Below are 25,519 nucleotides of genomic sequence, written 5' to 3' on the forward strand. Positions count from 1 at the left end.
GCGCTCACCCCACGAATCGCAGCCCCGCCGCGATGAACTCCGCCGTCGCCTCCGAGGCCTTCTCGGCGCCGGCCTCGGGAGACGCGCCTGCGCGGGCGCGGTGACTGATGCCCTCGGCGATCACACCAAGTTTGAGGCTCGCCAGCGCGAGATAGAAGTCCCAGTCCCCCAGGTCGTTTCCGGTCGCAGCCACGTACCTCTGAGCGATCTCGGAGGCCGAGGGATACCGCGGACTGGTCCATGCGGCGTCGAATCCGAGAACGGTGTCGAAGACCGGTTCCCGGTAGATGCACATCAGAGCGACGTCGGTGATCGGGTCACCGAGCGTCGACATCTCCCAATCCACCACCGCGGCAACCTTTCCGGGGTCAGTGGCCTCGAGGATGGTGTTGTCGACGCGGTAGTCGCCGTGCACGATGGTCGCGCGGGCGTCCCGTGGGACGCGGTCGGCGAGGATGTCGCACAGCCGCTCCACGTCGGGCAGCTCACGGGTCTTGACGATGCCCCACTGACGCGCCCACAGTTTCACCTGGCGGCCGGCAAAGCCTGCAGGGCGTCCGAATTCGCCGAGCCCGACCTTCTCGTAGTCGACGGCATGCAGCGCGGCGAGCGTGGCGACGAGACCGTCGAGATTGCGGTCGACCTCCGCATCAGAGAGCGCGTCGAGTTCTGCTGCGGTCCGGATGACGGTTCCGTCGATGAATTCGACGACGGTGCACGGCGCACCGAGGATCGCACCGTCGGCGTCGAAGGCGACGGTCGGCGCCACCGGGACGTCGGTGGCACCGAGCGCGCTGGTCACCGTCCACTCCCGCGCCATGTCGTGCGCGGACGGTGTGAGGCCGCCGGTGGGCGGGCGCCGGGCAATCCACTTCTTCACGCCGTCGGTGACCGAGAACGTCAGGTTGGACTTGCCGCCGCTGACCAGATCGATCTGCAGACCACCGGCGACGTCGACGTCGTTGTCCTCCAGGAACTTTCGCAGTACCGCGGGATCGAGGACGCTCCGGGGATCGAATGCGGTGCTCACTTGGCGGCCTCCGCGGCCGCAGCAGCCTTGCGGGCACGCCCGATGGTGCGACGGGCGATCGCCCACCGGTGCACCTCGGACGGTCCGTCGTAGACGCGGAAGGGCCGCAGTTCGTTGTGCAGGCGGGCGAGCGGCAGGTCGTCGGAGACGCCGGTGCCTCCACACATCTGGATGGAGCGATCCGCGATCCGGGTGAATGCCTCGGCGGCAAAGGTTTTCGCTATCGACGTCTCGTTGGACGCGTGGCCGCCGTAATCCAGTTCCGCACACGCCTTGACCAGCAGCGCACGGGCGGCCGCTAGGTCGATCTCATTGTCGGCGATCATCTGCTGGATCATGCCGAGGTCGGCGAGTTTGCCGCCGAAACCCTCACGGTGCGAGACATAGTCGACGGCGACGTCCTGACAACGCACCGCCGATCCCATCCAGCGCATCACGTGCGTCATGCGCGCCGGACCGAGCCGCACCTGTGCGTAGCGGTATCCCTCGTCGACCTCACCGAGCACGTCGGCATCGGGGACGAAGACGTCGGTGAACCGGACCTCGCAGTGACCGCCGACCATCGACCGGTCGGTGGTGTGGATGTGGCGGCCCACGGCGATGCCCTCGCGGTCGGCCGGAGCCAGGAACATCGTCGCACCGCCCCGGTCACCGGGCGAGCCGGCGGTGCGAGCCATGATGATGAAGAATCCGGCGCCGTCGGCTCCGGTGATGAATCGCTTCTCGCCGTTGATCTTCCAGCCGCCGTCGACCTTGGTCGCGGCGGTGGCGAGGGCGTTGGGGTCCGAGCCGGCACCGGGCGACGGCTCGCTCATCGCGAACGCCGAGCGCACATCACCGGCAGCCAGGGGCGCGAGATAGGTGTGTCGCTGTTCCTCGCTCGCGATGTGGGCGAGCATGTGCACGTTGCCCTCGTCGGGCGCGCCGATGTGCAGCGCCACCGGGCCGAAGGTCGAGTAGCCGGCCGCCTCGAAGACCGGAGCGCGATCGGACATGTCGAGGCCGAGACCGCCGAATTCCACCGGCGCGTGGGGCGCGAAGATGCCCTCCGCCTTGGCCTTGGCGTTCATCTCCCGGCGGATCTCGTCGCCGCCTGCGGCTTCGATGTCACCGGCGAAGCGCTCCTCGATCGGCAGCACGTACTCTTTGATGAAGCGGGAGGTCTTGGCGACCAGATCCTCGACGTCGGCGCCGTAACTCAGGTCAATGGGCATTCGGTCTCCTCAACTGAAGCCCGATCAGCCGATGCCGACCGAGCGTTCGCTCTGTCGAGACCACACCCTGCCACCCCACCGGTCGTGGGTCAAGCGCTCAGCCCCGTCGGTAGCCGACGATCTCGCGGGCGAGAACCAGGTTCCGCCGGATCAATTCGTCGGCGCCGAGTTCGCCGTCGAGCTTGAACCAGGTCGACACGCCGACGCACATGGTCGCCACGGCACGCGCGGCATCCTTCGGGTACTCGGTCTCGAAGTCGCCCGCCTCCACCCCGGCGAAGACGATCTCGTCGACCATGTGTTGCTGCCGATCCCGGTGCCCGATGTAGGTGGGCTTGTAGGAGTCGTCGAGGCTGCGGATCTCGGTCGATCCGACGAAGGCCTGTTCGCGGCGGTACATGTGGAAACGCAGCAGCGACTCGACGACGGCGTCGAAGCGTCTCACCGGCTCGGGCCCCGCCTCGCGGATCGCCTGCTCGGAGCGGGCCAGCAGATCGGTCATGGTGCGCTCGAGCAGGCCCTGCAGCAGCGACTGCTTGGACGGGTAGTGGTGATACAGCCCGGGCACCGACAGGCCGGCGCGTGCGGCGATCTCCCGGACCGAGGTGCCGTGATAGCCGTGCTCGGCGAACGCGGCCAGCGCGGCGGCCAGCGGCACCGGCAGCTCGGCCTCGCCGTAATCGCGCCACGACGACGTGGTCTGTACACCCTCCGAGGCATGTGTTCCCTCGGGAACATCCGACCGGGAATCCGCTGCCGCCTCCTCGACCCCTGTGTCACCCACTCCGTCGCTCATGGCTCCAACATATCGTCACCACCGTCGGTGACCGCACCCACCAGCGACATCATCAGCCGCACGCTCAGCGCGACGAGCTCGTCGCGACCCAGCGGGATCTCCTCGTCGAGCCATGTGGAGACCAGACGACCGAGCCCCCCGACCTGGAACTGGGCCGCGGCGATGGCTTCCGGACCGACCTCCGTCGCGAGCGCATCGGAGGCGGTGTGCAGGGTCAACATCGCGAACAACCCGGTGGATTCGTTGCGTTTGGCGGCCACGACCGGCGACAGCAACGACGGCGAGAACAGCAACTGCCCCTTGCGCCGGTCGGCGTCGACGATGTCGACGATCGCACCGACGGCACCGGAGACCTTGCCGGCCACGCCGACGCCGGCGGCGAAGGCGGTCAGCGCCGCCTCCGAGATCTCCTCGATGACCCGGTCGAACGTGGCCGCGACCAGGGCGTCTGCCGATTCGAAACTCTCGTAGAAGTAGCGCGGGTTGAGCCCGGAGGCGCGGCAGATACCGCGCACCGTGACCGCCCCCTCGGCATCGAGGAGCTCCAGCGTCGCGTCCATCAGCGCCTCACGGCGACGGGAGATGCGCTCGTCGCCGTCGACGCCCCCATAGGAACGCAGCGGCGCACCGGCAGCCTGTGGGTCGGCGCGCACGGCACCCGGTTCGGACTGCGGTGTCTCATCGCGCGAGGAGCCGTCGGTCACGGCCCCCATCTTGTCATCCTCCCTTGACATCTTTCGGCGAGAACAGGTTCAATCAATCGGGAAACATCCGTTACCAGATTGCGCGACTCGAGGGGTTTCGCGCACATCCGGTCCGATCGGAGGTCGGGACATGACCACACAAGACGCCGCAGCACTCGGCAATTCAGGGCCACTTGGTGATTCAGCAGCACTCGGCGATTCACCTCTGGCGCACGACAGCGCCCTCGAGGCCAACCTCGCCGCTCCCGCCCCGGATACCGAATTCCTGCCGCGCGCGGCGCGGATGTCGCGTGCCGAGCTCGACGCCCTGCCCGCGGCGAACATGGAGATGCTGGGCATCGCGACGCTGGCCGGTCCGGCCAACGTGATCATGCAGCTGGCACTGCCGGCCGTCGGCTACGGCGTCTACGAGAGCCAGGTGGATTCGGGCAACCTGTTCAAGCATCCGGTCAAGCGCACCCGCACCACACTCGCCTACCTCGCGGTCGCGGCCAGCGGCGACCCCAAGGTGCGCAAGGCCTATCGCCGCGCGGTCGGACGCTCGCACGCCAAGGTGCGCTCCACACCCGAGAGCCCGGTGAAGTACAACGCCTTCGATCCCGAACTGCAGCTGTGGGTGGCGGCCTGCCTCTACAAGGGCTGGGAGGACGTGCAGCGCATCTTCGGTGACCCCGACGCGATCACCGAACAGGCCTACCAGGCCGGTGTGGTCATGGGCACCACCTTGCAGATGCCACGGGAGATGTGGCCGGCGACCCGCGCAGACTTCGACGACTACTGGAACGGCATGATCGACCGGCTCGAGATCGATCCGGTCATCCGCGAGCACCTCATGTCGATCGCTCGCATGGAGTTCGCCCACCCACTCGTCTCGCGGCTGTTCGGATGGCATTCGGAGATCTTCACCCTCGGCTTCTTGCCCGAGGGCTTCCGCGCCGCCATGGGCATCGAGATGAAGCCGTGGCAGCAGCGATTCTTCGACGTGCACAACGCGATTGCCCGCGCGATCATCCAGCGCCTGCCGAAGCCGTTGCGCGCCTTTCCGTTCAACCTGCTGCTCGCCGACGTGAAGTGGCGGATGCGGACCAAGCGCCCGCTGGTCTGAGGTCGCGGGCGGGGTGTCAGATCCGCCGCAACGCGTCGGCGTCCACCTCGTCGACCGAGGTGACGCCGGCCAGTCCGAGCGTGAGATCCAGCTCCGCGATGATGTTGGCCACCACGTCCCGGGCACCGTCGGCGCCGTCGATCGCCAGCCCGTACATGTGCGGGCGACCGATGCACACCGCGTCGGCGCCGAGTGCCAGCGCCTTGAACACGTCTGCGCCGGTGTAGATCCCGGAGTCGATGAGGACCTTGCACCGCCCGTCGACGACCGGTGCGATATCGGTGAGCGCGTCCAGTGAGCTGATCTCACCGTCGATCTGGCGGCCACCGTGATTGGACACGATGATGCCGTCCACCCCCGCGTCGACGGCAGCGCGCGCGTCGTCGGGATGCAGCACGCCCTTGAGGACGATCGGCAACGACGTCCGCTCACGCAGGGAGGCGATCTCGGTCCAGCTCAGCGACGGGCGCGAGTAGATGTCGAGGAAGGTCTGCACACCCACGCGCGGTTCGGGCCGGATCAGGTTGCGCAGCAATGTTCCCGGCGTGTTGCGGGCTATGGAGAACAGGGTTTTGAGGGCACCGAGGGAGATCTCGGGTCTCTCGCCGGACGCATCTGCGGCGCGGTCGGCGACGATCTCGGTGAACCGTGGGTCGGAGGTGTACTGGGCGATGCCCTCACCCTTGGCGAAGGGCAGCGAACCGAGGTTCAGGTCCTGGGGCCGCCATCCGAGCATCGTGGTGTCGAGCGTGACGGCGACGGCCTGGGCGCCGGCGTTCTCGGCGCGGCGCAACAGCGAGTCGACGAGATCGTCGTCGGTGGACCAGTACAGCTGAAACCACCGTGGCGCACCGGATTTCACACGATCCATCTCGGCGGCCACCCGTTCCATCGGCGCACTGCCCTGATTGGAGAAGATGTAGGGCACACCGAGTTCGGCAGCCGCGTGCCCGATGTGGACGTCGGCGTCGCGCATGGCCAGCCCGCCCGCCCCCACCGGCGCGAACAGGATCGGCGCGGGCAGCCGGGCGCCGAACAATTCCGTCTCGAGGCTGCGCTGCGACACATCGCGCAGCACTCGCGGCACGATCGCCCACCGATCCAGGGCGGCCCGGTTGGCCGCCATCGTCCGGCCCTCCCCCGCACCGCCGGCGATGTAGGCCCACGCCCGCTCCGACATCGCCTTACGGGCACGACGCTCGAGTTCGGCGAAGTCGGTGGGCACGGTGGGGCGCCGGTCGTGAATGCCCGCGGTGTAGATGTCGTTCTGGCGGATGCGTCCCCACCCCGGCGTGGTCATCGCGACCTCCTCGTGTCGGCAGCCCGTGCGACGTCCGTCGTCGGGCATCGCAGTCGAAGATACGCACCGCTCACCCGGCGAGGCTGTGTGCGGTCCGGCCGTGGGCGAGCACGCGCTTGCGCGCCACGAGCCCCTGCACCCCGAGGCTGATGCCGAGGAACACCAGGATCGTCGCGCTCTCGAGCCCGCCGAGGCTGCCCCGTGGCTCGCCGAAGACCGTCGGGCCGAACACCGCGATGGCGAGGTGGGCGCCGATGGCGACGAACCACAACCCGATGGTGATCGCATTGCCCCGCCGCACCATCACCCCGGCGGCGTTGCGGTAGATGTGCATCGTGTGACCGCGCGGCACGGCGATGAGCGCGGCCACCACGAACCCGAGCAGTGTCGAGACGACCTCCCCGACCGTCACCCGCGGTGCGTGTTGGAGGTAGTTCACGGAGCTGATGACGCCGATCACCAGCAGGATCGCCGGGAGTTTCAGCGGGTTGTCCTTGATGGGCCGCTCGGTGAGTTGGCGGTAGAAGATGTAGCCGAGGACGATGACGCCGACCGCGATCGGCAGGGCTGTGTTTGTGGTCATGCCTTCACTCTCGCCAACTCTCGCGGCGAGGTCGTCCACCCCGGGGTGGATGCCGGGTTGATCTCTGCGCGTGTGACTCCGCGAGCGGGCACACCCTCGATACGGTGAGTCGTGCCCAGCATTGCGCGTGTTCTCAACCCCGGGCGGGCGAGCCCCGACGTCCTCGCGGTGCGGTACGCGGTCTGCGCGCTGGTGATCGTGTCGACGGTGCTCGACACGACGTCGGTGTCACCGTGGCGCGCGGCGCCGGGCTGGATCGCCACCGCGGTTCTCGTGGTCGCTCTGGCGCGCGGCGGCATACAACCCATGACCGCGCAACGCTTCCTCGCCGCCACCTCACTCGGTGACTCGGCGATCGTCATCGGGGCCGCCTCGGTCGTCGGCGTCGCCTTCGCCGGCGGCGCGACCGTGTGGGTTCCCCAACTCGGCGTGGCCGCGTCCGCGCTTGCACCCGTTGCCCTCCCCATGACCGCCGCCCTGGCCGCCGTCCCGATGCTCGCGCTGACGGTCCATTGGTCACAACTGCATCAATCCGGGTGGACCCTGCTGGTGAATCTGATGGTCGCCGTGGTGGTGTTCGGATGGGTGCATCTTCGGCGCTACCGGCGTGAGATCGCCGAAGTCGCTGCAGCACAACGGGAGATCATCGATACCGAGCGCGCGCGTGCCGTCGAGGCGGAGAACCGTCGGGTGCTCGCCGCCCAACTCCACGACGTACTCGCCCACACCTTGTCCGGGTTGATCATCACCCTGCAGGGCGCCGCGCTCATCGCCCGATGCGAGGGCGTCTCTGCCGATCTCGCCGAGAAGCTGGACACCGCAACGAACTTGGCGAAGGACGGCCTCGGTGAGGCACGAGAAGCGGTCCGATCGTTGCGCGACGGACCCGCTGCGAGCGCCGCACCGTTGAGCGCCTGGCTGGAGCCGACCCTGAAACGCCTCGGTACCGCAACCGGATTGCAGGTGACGGTCGCGGGTTCGCCCGACGATCTCGACGCCGAGTGGAGCGCCATCGCCCGATCGGTGGTGATGGAGGGGCTGACCAACTCGTTACGCCACGCGGCGGGCGCACCGGTGCGCATCGAGTTCGGACCCGAGGGCCTCCGGATGCTCTCCGTCGGCGATCCCGACGGGTTCACCGATCGCGAACACGACAGCGGCGGATACGGTTTGGCCGGTCTCGCCGAACGGGTCGCCGCGGCCGGCGGTAGGCTGACCCACGGCCCGTGCGAGGAAGGATTCGAGCTCATCATGGCGGTGACGACGTGAGGGTGACGACGTGACGGTGACGGTGGTGATCGCCGACGATCAGACCGTGGTGCGCGAGGGCCTGCGGTCGATGCTCTCGCTGTTCGACACCATCGAGGTCCTCGGGGTGGCGGCCTCGGCCGAATCCGCCCTCGACCTCGTCGCCGGGACCGACCCCGACGTACTGCTCACCGACCTCCGCATGCCCGGTATCGGTGGCATCGAGGGAATACGACGGCTGCGCGCCGGAGGATCACGCACTGCCGCAGTGGCGTTGACGACCTACGACGACGACACCACGATTGTCGAGGCCCTCGACGCCGGGGCCGTCGGATTCCTCAACAAGGACGCCGATCCCGAGGCCATCGAGGCGGCGGTGCTCGCCGCGGCCGGCGGTCGGTCCATGCTCGACGAGAAGGCGTTGCGCGCGGTCTTGTCCCACGAGCGGTCGGCAGCGCCGGCAGCACCGACCGAGGCGCCCGACGGTCTCACCGAACGCGAGGTGGAGGTGCTCGGCCTGATCGCGCAGGCGATGTCGAACCAACAGATCGCCTCCCACCTCGTCGTCGGCGTGAGCACCGTCAAGACCCACGTCAACCACCTGCTCGCCAAGACCTCATGCCGCGACCGTGCGGCGCTGGTGGCCTACGCGTATCGGCACGGGCTGGTCTGAGCCCGCGAGGCGCTGCGAATGTGTGCCGACTTCGGGTTTGTGTGTCCTGCAGGACACACATCGCCGAGGTCGACACACAAACGCACCGGTGTCGACGCCCTACGCCGACCCCACCAGCGCAGCGCCCATGCCGATCATGACCACGGCGACGACGGCGTCAAGGATGCGCCATGCGACGGGTTTGGCGAAAATCGGCGCCATGCGACGACCACCGCCGCCAAGCAGGGAGAACCAGATCAGGCTCGCGCAGCAGGCGCCGATCGCGAAGGCCCACTTGCCGTTTCCGTGGCTGTTGGCGATGGCACCCATGGTGAGCACGGTGTCGAGATAGACGTGCGGATTGAGCCAGGTGAGGGCCAGCGCCGTGCCGATCGCCACCCAGCGGCCCGCCGTGGTGACCTCGCCGGCATTGTCGACAATCGCCTCCCGACTGCGCAGACAGCGACGGGCGGCCATCAGCCCGAGCACGATCACATACGCCCCGCCGAGGTACTTGGCCGCGGTCACCACGCTCGGGTGGGCGCTCACGAGCGCACCGAGGCCGGCCACCCCCGCGGTGATGAGCACGACGTCGGAGATCGCGCAGACCGCCACCACCGGGGCCACATGGACGCGTCGCACACCCTGCTGCAGAACGAAGATGTTTTGCGGTCCGATCGCGATGATCAGCCCGGCGCCGGTCAGCAGGCCGGCCAGCGCCGGCAGCAGGAAAGCGTTCATGACAACAACGCTAGGAGCGTCACAATCCGAAGACCAGCGAATGTTTCTCAGGAATCATTAGAGTGACTTCATATGAATGTCAGTCAGGACGGCCTGCGGACGCTGGCGACCGTGTTGCGTGCCGGCACTTTCGAGGCCGCGGCGGCACAGTTGCACGTCACGCCGTCGGCGATCAGCCAGCGCATCAAGGCCATGGAGCACTCCGTCGGTCGGGTCCTGGTCCAGCGCACCAAACCGGTGCGGGCGACGCGTGACGGGGAGGTGTTGCTCCGTCTGGCCGAACAGTGGGAACTGCTGGCCACCGAGGCGCGGCTGGAACTGGCGGGCGCGCCCTCCGACGGCGCTCACGACGCCAACCAACCCCTCGTGCACCTACCGATCGCGGCCAACGCCGACTCGCTGGCCACGTGGCTGCTGCCCGCGCTGGCCCGCTTTCATCACGGCCATCCGGCCGCCGTCGAGGTGATCCGCGACGACGAGAGCCGCAACGCCGACCATCTGCGGACCGGTGAGGTGCTGGGGGCGATCAGCTCGGTCCCGGACCGCATCCGCGGCTGCCGGATGCAGACGCTCGGCGTCATGCGCTACATCCCGGTGGCCACCCCGGACTACCTGGCCCGATGGATGCCGGACGGTCCGACCGAGGCCGCGTTGGCCCGGGCGCCGATGGTGCAGTACGACCGCAGCGACAATCTGCAGCGCGAGGTACTTCGCATGCTCAGTCCGTCACCGGCCGATCCGCCGGCGGTCTACATCCCGGCCTCCACCGAGTACCACCGAGCGGTCGAATACGGGATGGGCTGGGGAGCGGTGCCGCGGGTGCAGATCGCCGACGCGCTCGACTCGGGACGCCTGGTCACCTTCACCGACCGGCGCGTCGACGTTCCGCTCTACTGGCAGTACTGGAAGCTCGCCTCGCCCCTGCTCTCGGCACTGACGGAGTCGATCGTCGAGGCCGCCGCGGAGTTCCTCGGCGCGGCAGATCAGTCCTGATCGGACGCCCTGACGTGGTCGGCGTCGACATATGCCGACGCCGACATCTCGTCGTGCATCACCGCGACGGCCGGCCCGGGAGTGGACAGATCGAGCGGGTGATCGATCTCGTCACGCCACAGTCGGGCCGCGACGTAGAAGACCGCCGCGAAGGGGACCGGCGCCAGTCCGCACACCACGAACGTCGCGGTGAGTCCGATCGCGTGGCTGACCGGAGCCGCCAACGCCATCGACACCGGCATGAGCACCACCGAGACGAAGAAGTCCAGACTGGCCACCCGGCCCAGCAGCGCAGGCGGGACGCGGCGCTGTAACAGCGTGCCCCACAACACCATCGGCCCGTCGAACAGCACCCCCATGATGAATCCGGCGATGATGAACACCCACGTGTGCCCGGCAACGCCCATGAGCACCAACGGGATCGACGACCAGCCCCACAGTCCGAACATCAACGTGAGGTATCGCCGCGGCATCGGGATCGAGGCGAACACCAGCGAGCTGATCGCAGCGCCGGCGCCGAAGGCTGCAAGCACCAGCGAATGATCACCGGCGCCGCCGTGCACCCGCTCCTGCAACGCGAACGGGATGAGTACCTCGATCGGCCCCATCGTCGCCAGCACGAGGATGGTCGCGAAGAACAGCGTCGACCACAACCACGGGGTGCGCCACATGTAGGCGAATCCCTCCGCCAGATCGCTGACGATCGAGGCAATCGCGGGACCGCGCAAGGTCTTCGGGTCACGACGCAACGGCACGGGACGCATCCGCAGATAGCACAGTGCCGAGCCGACACTGGCCACCGCGGCGACCAGCGCCGCCTGGGCGGGCGCGGCCGCGGCGATCACCGCTCCGGCGATCATCGGGCCGGCCGCCTGGAACAGCACCGGCCGGACGATGCCCTCGATGCCGTTGGCGGCCTGGAGTTCATCGGCGGCGACGATGCCCGGCAACAACGCCGAGTATGCGGGGTAGTACATGCCCGTGGTGATCCCGCCGAAGACGGCCGCCACGGCCACGATGGGCATCGTCAGGACGCCGCCGATCGCGCAGAACGCCACGACCGCGAAGACCGCCATCTTGACGATCTCGAGCCCGATGATGATGAAACGCTGCGACACCCGGTCGGCTAGCACGCCGCCGGCCAGCGTCGAGATCACCATGCCGACCGCGGCCAGGCCGGTCGCCAGCGACACCTGGCCCGGTCCCCCGCCGAGACCGATAACCTGCCACACCAGCGTGATCGTCCACACGCCGTCGGAGAACAGGGCGAACATCAGGCCCGCAGCGAGCAACCGGTACTGCCCACCGCCGAAGGGGCGCAGCGCGCGCGGCAGGGTGGACGTCGACGAACTCACCTCACGAGCTTGCCCGACACCGGGCGTCGGCGGCCACCGATTTTCGCCGCGCGCGACTCAGCTCGCGCGGCGTGAGGTCTTCTTCGCCGCGGTCTTCGACTCGTCGTCGGATCCCGACGACGCCGTCTTCTTCGCCGGAGCCTTCTTCGCTGCGGCCTTCTTGGCGGGCGCCTTCTTGGCGGCCGCCTTCTTTGCCGGAGCCTTCTTGGCGGCCTTCTTCGCCGGCGCCTTCGATGCGCCGGCGTCGTCGGCCTCCTCGGCCGGCCCGCGGTCCTTCACCGATGCCCGCAGCGCGGCGAGCAGATCGGCGACCTCGGAGTCCTCATCCTCGGTGGAATCCTCCTCGGCTTCCGGGAATGCCTCGGAGCCATCGGATTTCGCGTCGATCAGTTTGGCCAGCTCTTCCTGATAGGTATCGGAGAACTCGCTCGGGTCGTAGTCCTGCGCCATCGAATCGATCAGCGACGACGCCATCGTCAGTTCCTGGTCCCGGATCTCGACGTCGTCGTCGAGGAACCCGAAGTCGGGCTTGCGGACCTCGTCGGGCCACAACAGCGTCTGCAGCGTCATCACGCCGGGCTCGATGACCCGCAGTGCCGCCATCCGGGTGCGGTTGCGCAGGGTGAACGACGCAATGGCGAGCCGGTCGGTTTCCTGCAGCGCCCGCGCGAGCAGCACATAGGCCTTCGGTGACTTCGACGACGGTTCGAGATAGTAGGGCTTGTCGAAGTAGATCGGATCGACCTGGTCGACCGGCACGAATTCCAGGATCGAGATCTCCGGGCTCTTCTGCACGGGCAGGGACGCGAGATCGTCCTTGGTGAGGATCACCGTGTCGCCCGCCGAGGATTCGTAGGCGTTGGCGATGTCGGAGAACTCGACCTCGGTGTCGGTACCCTCACGGACCCGTCGATAGCGGATGCGGGTGCCATCGGAGGAGTCGACCTGATACGACTTCCGGTCGTGGCTTTCCGTGGCCGAATAGACCTTGACCGGCACGTTGACCAGACCAAAGCTCAGATCGCCCTTCCAGATCGAGCGCATGGTCGCCATTGTGCCATCCTCACCCGGTCTCTGCGGGTCCCACGCCCATCTCGGACGTGGCAGGCTTGAACCATGGCGTCCGGGCAGACACTCGAGGTGGATGGGCACACCATCTCGGTGACCAACCTGGCCAAGGTGCTCTATCCGTCGACCGGCACCCGCAAGTTCGACGTGATCGACTATTACGCGCGGATCGCCGAGGTGATGCTCCCGCATCTCGCCGATCGTCTCGTCACCCGCAAACGCTGGCCCAACGGCGTCGACTCCACCCCGTTCTTCGAGAAGTCGGTCCCCGAGGGCATCCCCGACTGGGTGACCCGGCGCGGAGTCGAACACAGCAGCCGGATCATCGAGTACGTCGTCGCCGATTCGCCCGCAACACTGGTGTGGCTGGCGCAGATGGCGGCACTCGAGTTGCACACGCCGCAGTGGCGACTGCCCCGAAACGATGCCCTCGCCGACTTCGCCGCCGAGGGCCCCAGGGCCAATCGTCTCGTCCTCGACCTCGATCCCGGGCCCGGGGTCACTCTCGCGCAGTGCGGTGACATCGCCCGTGACATCCACGACATGCTCGACGCCGCCGGACTGGATTCGTACCCGGTCACCAGTGGCGGCAAGGGAATTCACGTGTATGCGAGGTTCCCGACCCCGGTGTCGGCGGATTCGGCGCGAACGGTCGCCAAGCAGATCGCCACCTCACTGGCCCAGCAGCAGCCCGATCGGGTCACCGCGACCATGGCGAAATCCGAACGGCCCCACAAAGTATTCATTGATTGGAGCCAGAACAGCGCGTCCAAGACCACACTCGCGCCGTATTCGCTGCGGGGCCGCGAGCAGCCGTGGGTGGCTGCACCCCGGACCTGGGACGAGATGGCCGATCCCGACCTGACGCAGTTGCTCTACACCGAGGTCCTCGAACGGATCGAGGAGTATGGGGATCTCCTCGACGGACTCGACGACGATGGGCCGCCGGCCGGACCCGACGACTTGGGCGACTCGGGCGATGCGGTTGATATTGCGGTACAGCCCGATTCGGGCACCTCCGAGAGTGGTCAGGTGATCAACCTGCGCGAGTACCGCCGCAAACGCAACGCCGCGGTCACCCCGGAGCCCTTCGGTGACAAGAAATTCAGGGACACCGAATTCACGAAGTCACGATCCGGCAAGGACGAGGCCCGGGTATCACGTGGGCAGGAGCCGGGTGGGCCGATCTTCGTGATCCAGGAGCATCACGCCCGGCGCCTGCATTACGACTTCCGGCTCGAACACGATGGTGTGCTGGTGAGTTGGGCCGTGCCGAAGAACCTGCCCGACGATCCCGACCAGAACCGTCTCGCCGTGCAGACCGAGGACCATCCGATGGACTACGCCGACTTCTCCGGCGACATCCCGGCCGGCGAGTACGGCGGCGGACATGTGGAGATCTGGGATCGCGGCACCTATGAGACCGAGAAGTGGCGCGCCGACGAGATCATCGTCCGGCTGCACGGTGACCGCATCCAAGGCCGGTACGCGCTGATCAAGACCGGCGAGAAGAACTGGCTCGCCCACCTGATGAGCGACGAACCACGCCCGATCCTGCCGGAGAGCCTGCGCGATCCACGCCCGATGCTGGCCACCGATGAATCCATCGACAAACTCGACTCGAAGGACTGGGCTTTCGAGGGCAAGTGGGACGGGTATCGTCTCCTGGTCCGCTATATCGGTGGCGAATTCAAGCTCACCTCGCGCTCCGGCCTGGACATGACCGCCGACTTTCCCGAACTCGCCTGCATCACCGACGAACTCGGACTGATCGATGTCGTCCTCGACGGTGAGGTTGTCGCCCTCGATGCCACCGGCCGCACCAATTTCACATTGCTCGCCGGACGCAGATCCGCCGACGAGGACGTCACCCTCAAGTTGTATCTGTTCGACCTGCTCTACCTGAACGGGACGTCGCTGCTACGCAAACCGTGGTCGCAGCGTCGCGAGCTGCTCGAGGAACTTGCCCCGGCCTTCCGCCGATCCCGCTACGTCGAGGTACCGCCGCTACTACCCGGGCCGGGCGCGGCGGCCGCCGAGTACAGCCGGGAACACGGGATGGAAGGCGTTGTCGCGAAACGCCGTTCGTCGACCTATCAGCAGGGGCGACGATCGAATTCGTGGCTCAAGCACAAGAACTGGAGCGACATCGAAGTCGTGATCGGCGGCTGGCGTCCGGGCCGCGGGAACCGCGCACACACCATCGGCTCTCTGCTGCTCGGCCTGCCCGAGGAGACCGGCCTGCGCTACGTGGGCCGCGTCGGTACCGGCTTCACCGAAGCCCAACTCAACGCTCTCGCAGAAGAACTCGAGCCGCTGACCATCCGACGGTCGCCGTTCCTGGACAAACTGGACCGGCCGGTCGCGGCGAATGCGGTGTGGGTACTGCCGAAGATCGTCGGCGAGGTGCGGTTCATGGACTGGACGAGCACCGGTCATCTCCGACATCCGAGCTGGCGGGGAATCCGGCGTGACAAACTCCCCGGCGACCTCTGACACACCCTCACTCCACTGCGATCGAAAGGACGATGATGACCGAGACCACCGGAGAGATGCTCACCATCACTGCGGCCGACGGGCCCGCCGAGGCGTACATGGCGCGGCCGGTGTCGGCCGACGCCGACGCCACCTGGCCCGGAGTGCTGTTTCTCATCGACGCGATCGGTCTGCGTCCGCAGATCGAGACGATGGTCGATCGGATCGCTTCGTGGGGCTATGTGGTGTTGGCGCCCAACGTGTTCTACCGCAGCGGCAGTGCTGCCGAGACCTCGCCGGACGGGCCGCTCCTCGACGATGACAGCCGAGCCGCCTTCTTCGCCGGGGTGCGACCCCGCATGCAGGCGCTCACCACCGACCTTGCCCGGCGTGATCTCGGCTCGTACCTCGATGCGCTGCATACGCAACCCGGGGTGCGGCCCGGTGCCATCGGTGTAACCGGATACTGCATGGGCGGACGGTTGGCACTGTTGGCCGCCGCCACCCGTCCCGATGATGTTGCCGCCGTGGGCATGTTCCACACCGGCGGGGTGGTGACCGACGCTCCCGACAGCCCGCATCTGTCACTGGGCGACGTGCGCGCGGAGGTCCTCGCCGTGCACGCCGACCATGATCAGTCGATGCCCCCGGAGGCGATCGCCCAGTTCGAGCACGCCCTCACCTCGAGCGGGGTGACTCATCACGCGAGCGTGTATCCCGGTGCCGCGCACGGCTACACGATGGCCGACACCGTGCCGTACAACCACGACGCGGCCGAGTACCACTACGCAGAGCTACAGAAGCTGTTCGACCGTACGCTGCACTGAGCCATCGAACGTCACAACCCTTGACGTTCCCGCTGGCCGGCGACGAAACGTGTGGCCATGGTCTGCATGAGCCCGGGCGAGAACCGCGCGAACCGCCAGGCCATCCGGGCCTGCGCGGGCACCACGAGCAACGGTTGATTGCGCTCGATCGCCCGAAGGGTGTCCGACGCCAGGCGATCCGCCGGATACGGCGTCCGAATCCCTTGGTCCGAAAGGTAATACGTCCTCCCGGTGAAGCCACCGACGCCGTCGGCGTCGAGCATCGGGGTCTCCACCGCAGCCGGGCAGACCACGAGCACCCCCACCCCGTGCGCGGCGGCCTCGGTCCGCAACGCCAACGACAATCCGACGATCGCGTGTTTGCTCATCACGTAGCTGGTGAGCAAACCGGCCGCGGTGAGCCCGGCCATCGACGCGGTGTTGACGATATGGCCCGAGCCCTGCCGGATCATGTGCGGATACGCCGCGGTGACACCGTGCACGACGCCGCGGATGTTGACGTCAATGACCGCGTCCCACTGCTCGGCGGTGAGTTCCTCGGTGTTGCCGCCCAGTGCGATCCCCGCGTTGTTGAACATCAGGTCGATGTGTCCGTGCTCGGCGACCACCGAATCCACGACGGCCCGTACGGCGTCGGCGTCGGTGACGTCGAGCCCGACGGCACGGGCCAGCCGCGATCCGGTCGCCTCCACTGTTCTCGTCGCTGCCTGCTCGTCGATGTCGGCGCACCACACGTGGGCTCCGGCCCCCGCGAGCGCCCGCGTGAAGGCCGCGCCGATCCCCGACCCGCCGCCGGTGACGACGGCCGTCCGGCCGGCGAGGGTGTGCCCGTCTCGACCTGCTTGCCGACGCCGCCTCATCGGACCAACCTTGACAGTGGGCGCTTCGAGTGTCAATGGCGTGGGTGCTCTGCGACACACCCGGCACTGCGCGTTCGCCCCTCGGCGCGCTCGCGTGATCTGATGCGGCTAGCCTCAGGGGTCAGTCGACAAGGGAGTGTGAGTGTTCGTCGTTGCCCATATCAGCGACCTCCATTTCAACGGAACACGGTTCAACCGTGCCCGGATCGAGTCGACCCTGAGTTACCTCAACGCGCGTGCCGACGGCATCGACGCGTTGCTGGTCACCGGCGACATCGCCGACGAGGGCACACCGCGCGAGTACGTCGAGGCCTACCGCGTCCTGGATTCGCCGCTGCCGACGCTGGTCACCGTCGGCAACCACGACCAGCGTGAGAACTACAGCGAGGTACTCGGCGACGAGCGCAGCACGGCACCGGTCAACTCTTCGTTGCTCGTCGACGACGTGTTGTTGCTGTCGGTGGACAGTTCCATCCCCGGTCGCAACGACGGCTACCTCGACGACGACACCCTCGCGTGGATGTCCGCGCAGATCGACGCCGTCGGCGCCGATACCCGCGTCCTGGTGGCCTTTCACCATCCTCCGGTCATCATCGGCATGACCTTCATGGACACCATCCGCCAAACCGGTGAGGAGCGCCTCGCCGAGCTCGTTGCGACCCACCCGAACATCGTCGGTTTCGTCTGCGGTCACGCACATTCGGCGTGCGTCACCCGCTTCGCCGACCGGCCGCTCGCCATCGCCCCGGGCGTCGCCTCCACGTTGAACCTCCCGTTCGAGGGCACCGAGATCATCAACCGGGGCCAGCCACCGGGCATCGCATTCCACCTGATCGACGGCGACCGCCTCATCACCCATTTCCGGGCGGTGATGTTCTGAGCCCTCCCATCGATGGGTGAGGCGTGACATCCCCCGATGGTCGATGCCGCCCCGATGGTCGAGGTACGAGCGCCCACCCCCGAGCGGATCGATCCGTCACGAACGCCCCCTCCGATGGTCGAGGTGCGAGCCGCGTGCGGCGAGCCTCGAGACCACCTGCCACAGAGCCGTTTCCGACACCACGCACACCGAATATCCTTCAGCACAAGAGGTCTCGAGGCTCCGTCGCTAACGCTCCTCCACACCTCGACCACCGGGGAAGAACCCCCATCCCCCGATGGTCGAGGTGCGAGCCGCGTACGGCGAGCCTCGAGACCTCCTGCCACGGTGCCGGTTTCGGACCACTAGGATTCGACGGTCGCCTCCCGCTCCAGCATCCGGCTGACGTGGTGGCCCACGCCGGCGGCGTGCAGACCGGTCTGCGACACCTCGTAGACGCGGCCGGTCCGGATGTCGAAGTACAGACCGATGATTCGCAGGGAGGATTCGGCGGCGGCGCGGCCGGCGAGGTGGTGCCGACTCAGGGTTTCGACCTGTTTGGCGACGTTGACCACGGCGAGCTGGTCGATCTCGGTGAAACCCATGGCGGCAGCGGCACGTCCGGCCGGATGCCCCAGACGCATCGCGCTCACACTGGGCACCCCATGGCGCAGCCAGCGGGCCATCGACGTGTCGGCCGGAGCGGTATCGGCCTGCAGATGCAATGCGCGCATCGCGCCGCAGGACGAATGTCCGCACACCACCACCGAACTGACACCGACCTCGCTGATCGCGAAGTCCAGGGCGGCCTCGATCGAGCAGTCCGCGTGATCACCGGTCGGCACCAGGTTGCCCACGTTGCGCAGGGTGAACAGGTCACCCGGTCCGCTCGAGGTGATGATGTTGGGCATGATCCGGGAATCGGCACAGGTCAGGAAGAACGCGTCGGGCTCCTGATAGTCCACGACGTCGGACAGGTGCCCGCGCAGGACCTCGGCATGATCGCGGTGGTACTCGGTGACACCGGCCATGATCGAGCGCAACGGCGCCGGAACCTCGCCGACCTGCTCGTCGTCGGCGACGGTCGATCGGCTACGCCACGGGGTCAAGCCGACGATGCCGCCGGTATGGCGTCGCGGCGGAGCCTGCCAGGCGTGTTCGATTCGGGCACGGCCACGTTCGAGGATGATCACCTCACCACCGGCCGCGCGGCGAGCCCGAATCCAGTCCTCGAGCATCTCCGACGCGGCGTGGTCGAGGAAGTCGGTGTCGAGCTCGATCGTGACAGGCGCACCCTCCGGAATCCGGCGCAACAGGCTGTTCATCCGAGGCAGCGACAGGAAGCTCAACGAGCCACGCACTCGGACGATGTGGCGGCCGTCGGGCTGCTCCTCGGTATGGGTGTCGGGGCGGATGACGCGCCACAGCACCAGAACCACGGCCAGTGCCAGACCGATCGCAACACCCTCGAGCAGATTGAGGAACACCACGGCCGTCACGGTGACGCCGTAAACCCACAGATCACCGGTCCGCAGAGCGGTTTTCATGTGTGCGAGCTTGACCAGCTGCATGCCGATGACCACCAGCAGCCCGGCCAACGCGGCGGTCGGGATCTGCTCGACGAGCGCGGTGAGGAACACCGCGAAGACGAACACCCAGACCCCGTGCAGGATCGCCGACCACCGCGTCCGCGCACCGGTCGCGACGTTGGTGGAGCTGCGCACGATGACACCGGTGACCGGTAGCCCGCCGAGCACACCCGACACCATGTTCGCGCTGCCCTGCCCGAGCAGTTCGCGGTTGAAGTTGCTGCGCGGACCGTCGTGCATCTTGTCCACGGCAACCGCCGACAGCAGCGACTCGACGCTGGCGATCAGAGCCACCGTCAGCACGCCGAGGATGAACGCCGACCAGTTCCCGCTCGGGAGCTCGGGGAGCGCAATGGACTCGAAGAAGTTGCCGTCCAGTGTGATTCGCTTGACGTCGAGGCCTGCGATCATGGCCACCACCGTGGCGAGGACGATGGCACCGAGCGGACCGGGGACCTTGCGGACGGTCGCGGGCAGCCGCGGCCACGCCAGCAACGCGGCGATGACGAGAAGTCCCACCGACGCCTCCGCGACATTCAACTCGATCAATTGATCGGGTAGTCCGGTGATGTTGGCAACCGCCGAACTCGACGAACTCCCGCCGAGCAGAACATGAATCTGCTGGAGCGCGATGGTGATTCCGATACCGGCGAGCATCGCGTGTACCACCACCGGTGCGATCGCCAGTGCCGCCCCGGCGATTCGGCTGAGCCCGAACAGGATCTGCAGCACACCGGCGCACACGGTGATCGCGCAGGTGACCTTCCACCCGAAGTTGGCGACGAGCTCGGCCACGACCACCGTCAACCCGGCAGCCGGACCCGAAACCTGAAGGGGACTACCGCCTATCACGCCGGCGACCATACCGCCGATGACTGCGGCGATGAGACCGGCCATCACCGGGGCACCCGAGGCGATCGCGATTCCGATCGACAGCGGCAACGCCACGAGGAACACGACGAGCGATGCCGGCAGATCGTAGCGAATCACTTCTCGTATGGCCGGTCTTGAATGTATGTGCGATCGATCCCCGATTTTTGGCATGGGTCCGAAAGTACCGATAGCGCGTTACGTCCGTGTTGACCGATACGTGTGAAATGGGGTGAGAACAGCCGAAATACGGTGACGACTGTGTGCGACGTCACCGTACTTGGGGCGCGTGATATGACATTGGCATCACGTTCACCCACAAACAAAAGAATGCTTTGTATTAATTCCGTCGACGGAGTCCGAGAACGGCGAGCAATTCGGGCCGGCGCAACACCAGACCGATCCACAGCAGCACCCCGAGATACACCGCAAACAAGGTGCTGCTGAACACCGGCGATTCGATGCGCATGTTCGCCGTGACCGCTCCCCCGAGGTACGCAGTCAGCCCAAGGGCACCGAGAACGGCAGTACGCGGGATGAGGAAGACGATCAGGCACACGGCGAGAACGATTCCCATCACGGTTGCCTGTCCGAGCGGAAAGCCCAGCGACTCCATCGAGTCCACGACGGCCTGGGGCCGGGCCAGCTTGCCCGCGACGTCGAAAACCAGGAACGCCGCCACCACGACGGTGATGACGATCCCGACGATGCGCGCCGGTCGTCGGGATCCGTTGGGGGCGCCCGGGGCGGCGGTGGTGCCGACGGCGGTGGTCGAGTCGATGGTGTTCATGATGTCCTCCGGGGTGGTCATCCCCGCCCTGGTGGCGGGGTGGGTACCACTACAGACCCCTCGGCACGCGAGAACTCATCGGTCGAACCGACCGCTCTATTGTCCGCCGCTCGACCCCGACTCCAGTAGCTCCTTGAGGATCTTGCCGCCGATGTCGCCGATGAGACCCGGCCCGACGTCGGGTAGTTGATCCGAGGGCAGCAGCAGGCTTCGGCTCGCCGGGATGCCCGCGGTACGCGTGGCCTCGACGCGAATACCGGTCTGCTTGTCCTTGGGCAGCGGCGTCGCGTTCTTCGCGAGATCGGTGTCGGTGGTGATGGATTGCACCACGCGCAACCCGGTCGCCGCGAAATCGGCTGCGGCGCGACGGATGTGGTTGGGCGAGGTGGCCAGAACGACGTCGCCGATACCGCGCGTGGCCAGGAGCTTGGCGGTGTTCTGCGCGTTGGCGACGGTGGAGACCGAGGAGTCCTCGGTGAGGATGCGCGAGGCGTCGATCCCGTTGTCGGTCAGCCACTTCTTCATCACCGCGGCCTCCGTGACCCCATTCTGCGGCTTGCCGCCGGTGACGACGATCGGGGCCGTCGGCATCGCTGCCGCCTCGGCCTTGCCTGCCGCGAGACGCTTGATCAATTCCGGGGCGGGCTTACCCTGTGGCGACAGCCCGAAGCCGAGGATGACGATAGCCGGATTCCCCGACACCGTCGTGGGTTCGGTGCTCGGCACGATGGCCGCGGCCGCGGTGACGCCGTCGATGATGGACCGAGCGGTCTTGGCCAGCAACGGATTGATCACCGACAGTCGATTCACCGCTGCCTTGCCGGCTGCGGCGTCCGACACCTGGTCGGCCCAGATGGCTTGCAGCGCCAGGGATTGCCCGTCGGCCGGCGACAGTGTCAGCGCCTGCTGGAGATCGGCGAGACCGGCCGGCACGTCGCCGGCGGAGAACTTCTGCTGCGCGGCGTTGTAGAGGGTGGCCGGGTCGACGCTGACCGCTGCCGTCGTCACGTGATGCTCCGATGACGACGGCAGGGTTCCGACGACGACACCGGTGATCGCCGACGCCGCCAGGACGACGCCCGTGGTTCGACGAAACCTTTTTTTCACTCTGGTCACACCAGTCACTGGAGTAACAGTAGGGCGCGGTGGGTGCGGCTGCCAGCCGGAGCCGGTCTCATCTCGATAACCGTCGGTCTCGGTTCGACAACACCGGAACACGACGACACCGGAACACGACAGCCCCGATACACGACGGCGCCCCGCCCGGGCGGCGAACACCGCGTCGCACAGGACTCACGGTGGTCGCTCCGCAGGCGGGGCGTCGGGGTGTGGCGGTCAGGGCTCCTTACAGAGCCTTGAGCTCCTCGATGACCGAGTCGACGGACTTCTTCGCGTCGCCGAACAGCATGGAGGTGTGATCGAGATAGAACAGCGGGTTCTCGATGCCGGCGTACCCGGAACTCATGCCGCGCTTGAGCACGATCACCGATCGCGCCTGGTCGACGTTGAGGATCGGCATCCCGTGGATCGGCGAGCCGGGATCGTTACGCGCCGCCGGGTTGGTGACGTCGTTGGCGCCGATCACGATCGCGACATCGGTGCGAGCGAACTCGCCGTTGATGTCGTCCATCTCCTTCATCGCGTCGTAGGGCACATCCGCTTCTGCCAGAAGCACATTCATGTGTCCGGGCATACGGCCGGCGACCGGGTGGATGGCGTACTTGACCTCGACGCCCTTGGCCTCGAGCAGGGTCGCCATCTCCTTGACGGTGTGCTGGGCCTGCGCGACCGCGAGACCGTAGCCCGGCACCACGATCACCTGGTTGGCGTAGGCCATCTGGATCGCGGCATCGGCGGCCGAGGTCGCCTTGACCGTGCCGCCCTCGGCTCCACCGCCACCGACGCCGGCGTCGTCACCGCCGCCGAACGCGCCGAAGATGATGGCCGGGATCGACCGGTTCATCGCCTTGGCCATCAGGTTGGTGAGAATCGAACCCGAGGCACCGACGATCATGCCGGCCACGATCATCGCCTGGTTGTTGAGCGCGAGACCCGCGGCCGCTGCCGACAGACCCGTCATCGCGTTGAGCAGCGAGATGACCACCGGCATGTCGGCGCCGCCGATCGGGAACACCACGAACAGGCCCATCACACCGGCGACCACGAGCAACGCCACGATCCAGTACCACGGCGTCGCCGACGTCGAATCGGCCGAGACACCGATGTAGACGGCGATCGCGATGGCCGCGATGGCCAGCACGATGTTGGCGAACTGGAAGGCCTTGGCCGCCTTGACCAGCTTCTTCTCGAAGTTCTTGTTCAGCAGTTCCTGCAGCTTCGCGAACGCCACCAGCGAACCCCAGAAGGAGATCGAACCGATGATCGCCGCGAACAGCGACCCGACGATGACGTGCACGTTGGGTGTCTCGTGCAGGTGGGTGAAGCCATCGGACTCGATGTACTCCGACCACGCGATCAACGCGACGGTGCCACCGCCGACGCCGTTGAACAGCGCCACCAGCTGCGGCATCGCGGTCATCTTGGTCTTGAGTGCCGGCGGAATGCCCAGCGCCACACCGACCAGGAGGCCGACGACGATCAGAATCCAGTTGATTCCCGGCACCCCGGCATCGCCGGCGTTGTTGTAGACACCGAGCAGGGTCGCGACGATGGCGATTCCCATGCCGACCGCGGCGATCCAGTTGCCACGCACAGCGGTCTTCGGGCCGGTCAAGCCCATCAGGCCGTAGATGAACAGGGAGAACGCGACGATGTAGAGGGCGGTGACGCCGTACCCCAGGGCATCGGAGACCTGCCCGGAGTCGCCGCTGAAATTGGCAACCGCCGGAATGTAGGGAACGTAGGTAGAAGCAACGACGGTGGCGCTCACTTGGTGGTCTCCTTCTTACCCTTGAACATGCCCAGCATGCGGTCGGTGACGGCGAACCCGCCGACCACGTTGAGCGTTCCGAACACCAGCGCGACGAACGCGATGATGCGCACACCCCAGTTGGCGTCGGCGGGCAGCGATCCCAGCACCACCAGCGCACCGAGCACGACGATGCCGTGGATGGCGTTGGTCCCCGACATCAGCGGGGTGTGCAGGGTGTTGGGGACCTTCGAGATGACGGCGAAACCCACGAATCCCGCCAGGACGAGAATCGCGATATTGGCCAATAGTTCGGTGTACATCAGGCCGACACCTCCTTGTCGCGTGTCACGCACGCGGCGGCAATGACCTCGTCCTCGAAATCCGGTGCCAGCGCGCCGGATTCATCGAGCATCAGATCGATCAGGGCGAACACGTTCTTGGCGTAGAGCTCGCTGGCGTGCTCAGGCATGGTGGCCGGCAGGTTCAGCGGCGAGGTGATGGTGACGTCGTGCTTGACGACGGTCTGCCCGGGCTCGGTGAGCTCGCAGTTGCCGCCGGTCTCCCCGGCCAGATCCACGATCACGCTGCCCGGCTTCATGCCCTCCACCGCAGCGGCGGTGACCAGGCGCGGAGCCGGCCGACCCGGCACCAACGCGGTGGTGATCACCACGTCGAAACCCTTGATCGCGTCCTCGAGTGCCTGCTGCTGCTGGGCCCGTTCGTCCCCGGTCAATTCCCGGGCGTATCCGCCCTCACCGGCGGCGTCGATACCGAGATCGAGCCACTGGGCACCGACCGAACGCACCTGCTCGGCGACCTCGGGCCGCACGTCGTAGCCGGTGGTCCGCGCGCCCAGACGCTTGGCCGTGGCCAACGCCTGCAATCCGGCCACACCCACTCCGAGGATCAGCGCGGTCGCCGGCTTCACCGTGCCCGCGGCGGTGGTCAGCATCGGGAAGAACCGCGTCGACAGATCTGCGGCGACGATGACCGATTTGTAGCCCGAGACGTTGGCCTGCGAGCTCAGCGCGTCCATCACCTGTGCGCGCGAGATACGCGGGATCGCCTCGACGGCGTACGCCTCCACTCCCGCATCGCGCAGTGCACCGATCTTGTTGTCGGCGTTGCGTGGAGCCAGGAAACCGATCAGCTTCTGGCCACTGCGCAACTTGCCGATCTCGGCGTCGGTGGGCGGCGATACCCGCAGCACCACATCAGCCGAATACGGATCGCCGATCGTCGCCCCCGCGTCGACGTATTCGGAATCCGGGATCAGCGCCCCGAGACCGGCCCCCTCTTCCACGATCACGGGGACTTTCTTGCCCACCAGCGACGCGACGACCTTCGGGACCAGCGCCACACGACGCTCTCCGGAGGCCGTTTCGCGCACGACACCCACACTCATTGCTATTCGTTGTCTTTCGTTGTCGTCGGTTGTCAGCGACTCATCACGTTGCGACTTGTCAGATGTGCATCGACGACGACGACGAACGATCGGCCCGGTCGGTGCGCTGATCGGCCGTGCCGCAGCGATGCGGTCGGGGTGGGGCAACGGATTGCGTCGCCACCTGAGAAAAACGTGCGACGA

At 67.1% G+C, this 25,519-nt stretch carries 23 protein-coding genes; 7 read left to right on the forward strand and 16 right to left on the reverse strand.

What is annotated here, in order from left to right:
* Positions 1-4: 4 nt before the first annotated feature.
* The 4 genes from QNM97_RS21150 to QNM97_RS21165 form a co-directional block, all read right to left on the reverse strand.
* Complete coding sequence (locus tag QNM97_RS21150) at positions 5-1,030, reverse strand: phosphotransferase family protein (protein WP_283820191.1); 1,026 nt, start codon at positions 1,028-1,030, stop codon at positions 5-7.
* The gene (locus QNM97_RS21155; RefSeq protein ID WP_283820192.1) at positions 1,027-2,244 is read right to left on the reverse strand and encodes an acyl-CoA dehydrogenase family protein; all 1,218 of its coding nucleotides are present in this window, start codon (positions 2,242-2,244) and stop codon (positions 1,027-1,029) included. The genes QNM97_RS21150 and QNM97_RS21155 overlap by 4 nt, the downstream gene beginning before the upstream one ends.
* A 97-nt stretch (positions 2,245-2,341) precedes the next feature.
* A complete protein-coding gene (locus tag QNM97_RS21160; protein WP_208793857.1) occupies positions 2,342-3,040 on the reverse strand; it encodes a TetR/AcrR family transcriptional regulator in 699 nt (232 codons plus the stop codon).
* On the reverse strand, positions 3,037-3,753 hold the full coding sequence (locus tag QNM97_RS21165) for a TetR/AcrR family transcriptional regulator (RefSeq protein WP_283820193.1): 717 nt from the start codon (positions 3,751-3,753) through the stop codon (positions 3,037-3,039). The genes QNM97_RS21160 and QNM97_RS21165 overlap by 4 nt, the downstream gene beginning before the upstream one ends.
* A 121-nt stretch (positions 3,754-3,874) precedes the next feature.
* Between QNM97_RS21165 and QNM97_RS21170 the strand changes: the two genes are divergently transcribed.
* Positions 3,875-4,849, forward strand: coding sequence for an oxygenase MpaB family protein (locus tag QNM97_RS21170; protein ID WP_283820194.1), 975 nt, complete (start codon positions 3,875-3,877; stop codon positions 4,847-4,849).
* Between the two features lie 16 nt (positions 4,850-4,865).
* Here QNM97_RS21170 and QNM97_RS21175 read toward each other — a convergent pair whose 3' ends face one another.
* A complete protein-coding gene (locus QNM97_RS21175) occupies positions 4,866-6,149 on the reverse strand; it encodes an alpha-hydroxy-acid oxidizing protein (RefSeq protein WP_283820195.1) in 1,284 nt (427 codons plus the stop codon).
* A gap of 70 nt (positions 6,150-6,219) precedes the next feature.
* Positions 6,220-6,732: a hypothetical protein gene (locus tag QNM97_RS21180; RefSeq protein ID WP_283820196.1), complete on the reverse strand. Its 513-nt coding sequence runs from the start codon at positions 6,730-6,732 to the stop codon at positions 6,220-6,222.
* 111 nt (positions 6,733-6,843) lie between these two features.
* On the opposite strand from QNM97_RS21180, the gene QNM97_RS21185 reads away from it, so the two are divergent.
* Both QNM97_RS21185 and QNM97_RS21190 read left to right on the forward strand, forming a co-directional pair.
* Complete coding sequence (locus QNM97_RS21185; RefSeq protein ID WP_283820197.1) at positions 6,844-8,001, forward strand: sensor histidine kinase; 1,158 nt, start codon at positions 6,844-6,846, stop codon at positions 7,999-8,001.
* Positions 8,002-8,011: 10 nt separating this feature from the next.
* Complete coding sequence (locus tag QNM97_RS21190) at positions 8,012-8,653, forward strand: response regulator (protein ID WP_283820198.1); 642 nt, start codon at positions 8,012-8,014, stop codon at positions 8,651-8,653.
* A 99-nt stretch (positions 8,654-8,752) separates the two neighbouring features.
* Here QNM97_RS21190 and QNM97_RS21195 read toward each other — a convergent pair whose 3' ends face one another.
* Positions 8,753-9,373, reverse strand: a complete 621-nt coding sequence (locus tag QNM97_RS21195; protein WP_283820199.1) for a LysE/ArgO family amino acid transporter — start codon at positions 9,371-9,373, stop codon at positions 8,753-8,755.
* A 72-nt stretch (positions 9,374-9,445) separates the two neighbouring features.
* On the opposite strand from QNM97_RS21195, the gene QNM97_RS21200 reads away from it, so the two are divergent.
* Complete coding sequence (locus QNM97_RS21200) at positions 9,446-10,366, forward strand: LysR family transcriptional regulator ArgP (protein ID WP_283820200.1); 921 nt, start codon at positions 9,446-9,448, stop codon at positions 10,364-10,366.
* Here QNM97_RS21200 and QNM97_RS21205 read toward each other — a convergent pair.
* Entirely contained in the window at positions 10,357-11,721 is a 1,365-nt protein-coding gene (locus tag QNM97_RS21205) for an MFS transporter (protein WP_283820201.1), read from the reverse strand. The genes QNM97_RS21200 and QNM97_RS21205 overlap by 10 nt on opposite strands.
* A gap of 57 nt (positions 11,722-11,778) precedes the next feature.
* Positions 11,779-12,765: a non-homologous end joining protein Ku gene (ku, locus tag QNM97_RS21210; RefSeq protein WP_502874947.1), complete on the reverse strand. Its 987-nt coding sequence runs from the start codon at positions 12,763-12,765 to the stop codon at positions 11,779-11,781.
* A gap of 72 nt (positions 12,766-12,837) precedes the next feature.
* On the opposite strand from ku, the gene QNM97_RS21215 reads away from it, so the two are divergent.
* Both QNM97_RS21215 and QNM97_RS21220 read left to right on the forward strand, forming a co-directional pair.
* The gene (locus QNM97_RS21215) at positions 12,838-15,285 is read left to right on the forward strand and encodes an ATP-dependent DNA ligase (RefSeq protein ID WP_283820203.1); all 2,448 of its coding nucleotides are present in this window, start codon (positions 12,838-12,840) and stop codon (positions 15,283-15,285) included.
* Between the two features lie 35 nt (positions 15,286-15,320).
* On the forward strand, positions 15,321-16,091 hold the full coding sequence (locus tag QNM97_RS21220) for a dienelactone hydrolase family protein (protein WP_283820204.1): 771 nt from the start codon (positions 15,321-15,323) through the stop codon (positions 16,089-16,091).
* A gap of 11 nt (positions 16,092-16,102) precedes the next feature.
* Here QNM97_RS21220 and QNM97_RS21225 read toward each other — a convergent pair whose 3' ends face one another.
* Positions 16,103-16,951, reverse strand: coding sequence for an SDR family NAD(P)-dependent oxidoreductase (locus tag QNM97_RS21225; protein ID WP_283820205.1), 849 nt, complete (start codon positions 16,949-16,951; stop codon positions 16,103-16,105).
* Positions 16,952-17,093: 142 nt separating this feature from the next.
* Here QNM97_RS21225 and QNM97_RS21230 point away from each other — a divergent pair, with 142 nt between their 5' ends.
* Positions 17,094-17,831, forward strand: a complete 738-nt coding sequence (locus QNM97_RS21230; RefSeq protein WP_283820206.1) for a metallophosphoesterase — start codon at positions 17,094-17,096, stop codon at positions 17,829-17,831.
* Positions 17,832-18,175: 344 nt separating this feature from the next.
* Here the strand turns inward: QNM97_RS21230 and QNM97_RS21235 are convergent, their stop codons facing one another.
* The 6 genes from QNM97_RS21235 to QNM97_RS21260 form a co-directional block, all read right to left on the reverse strand.
* Positions 18,176-20,443: a solute carrier family 23 protein gene (locus QNM97_RS21235; RefSeq protein ID WP_283820207.1), complete on the reverse strand. Its 2,268-nt coding sequence runs from the start codon at positions 20,441-20,443 to the stop codon at positions 18,176-18,178.
* Between the two features lie 166 nt (positions 20,444-20,609).
* Positions 20,610-21,080, reverse strand: a complete 471-nt coding sequence (locus tag QNM97_RS21240; RefSeq protein WP_283820208.1) for a DoxX family protein — start codon at positions 21,078-21,080, stop codon at positions 20,610-20,612.
* A 75-nt stretch (positions 21,081-21,155) separates the two neighbouring features.
* Positions 21,156-22,175, reverse strand: a complete 1,020-nt coding sequence (locus tag QNM97_RS21245; protein ID WP_283820209.1) for a YdcF family protein — start codon at positions 22,173-22,175, stop codon at positions 21,156-21,158.
* Between the two features lie 229 nt (positions 22,176-22,404).
* On the reverse strand, positions 22,405-23,910 hold the full coding sequence (locus tag QNM97_RS21250; RefSeq protein WP_283823276.1) for an NAD(P)(+) transhydrogenase (Re/Si-specific) subunit beta: 1,506 nt from the start codon (positions 23,908-23,910) through the stop codon (positions 22,405-22,407).
* Between the two features lie 35 nt (positions 23,911-23,945).
* The gene (locus QNM97_RS21255) at positions 23,946-24,251 is read right to left on the reverse strand and encodes an NAD(P) transhydrogenase subunit alpha part 2 (RefSeq protein ID WP_006369335.1); all 306 of its coding nucleotides are present in this window, start codon (positions 24,249-24,251) and stop codon (positions 23,946-23,948) included.
* Entirely contained in the window at positions 24,251-25,336 is a 1,086-nt protein-coding gene (locus tag QNM97_RS21260; RefSeq protein WP_283820210.1) for an NAD(P) transhydrogenase subunit alpha, read from the reverse strand. The genes QNM97_RS21255 and QNM97_RS21260 overlap by 1 nt, the downstream gene beginning before the upstream one ends.
* Positions 25,337-25,519: the final 183 nt, after the last annotated feature.

It is taken from the genome of Gordonia sp. L191 (genome assembly GCF_030077625.1).
GTDB classification, from domain to species: Bacteria; Actinomycetota; Actinomycetes; order Mycobacteriales; family Mycobacteriaceae; genus Gordonia; species Gordonia polyisoprenivorans_A.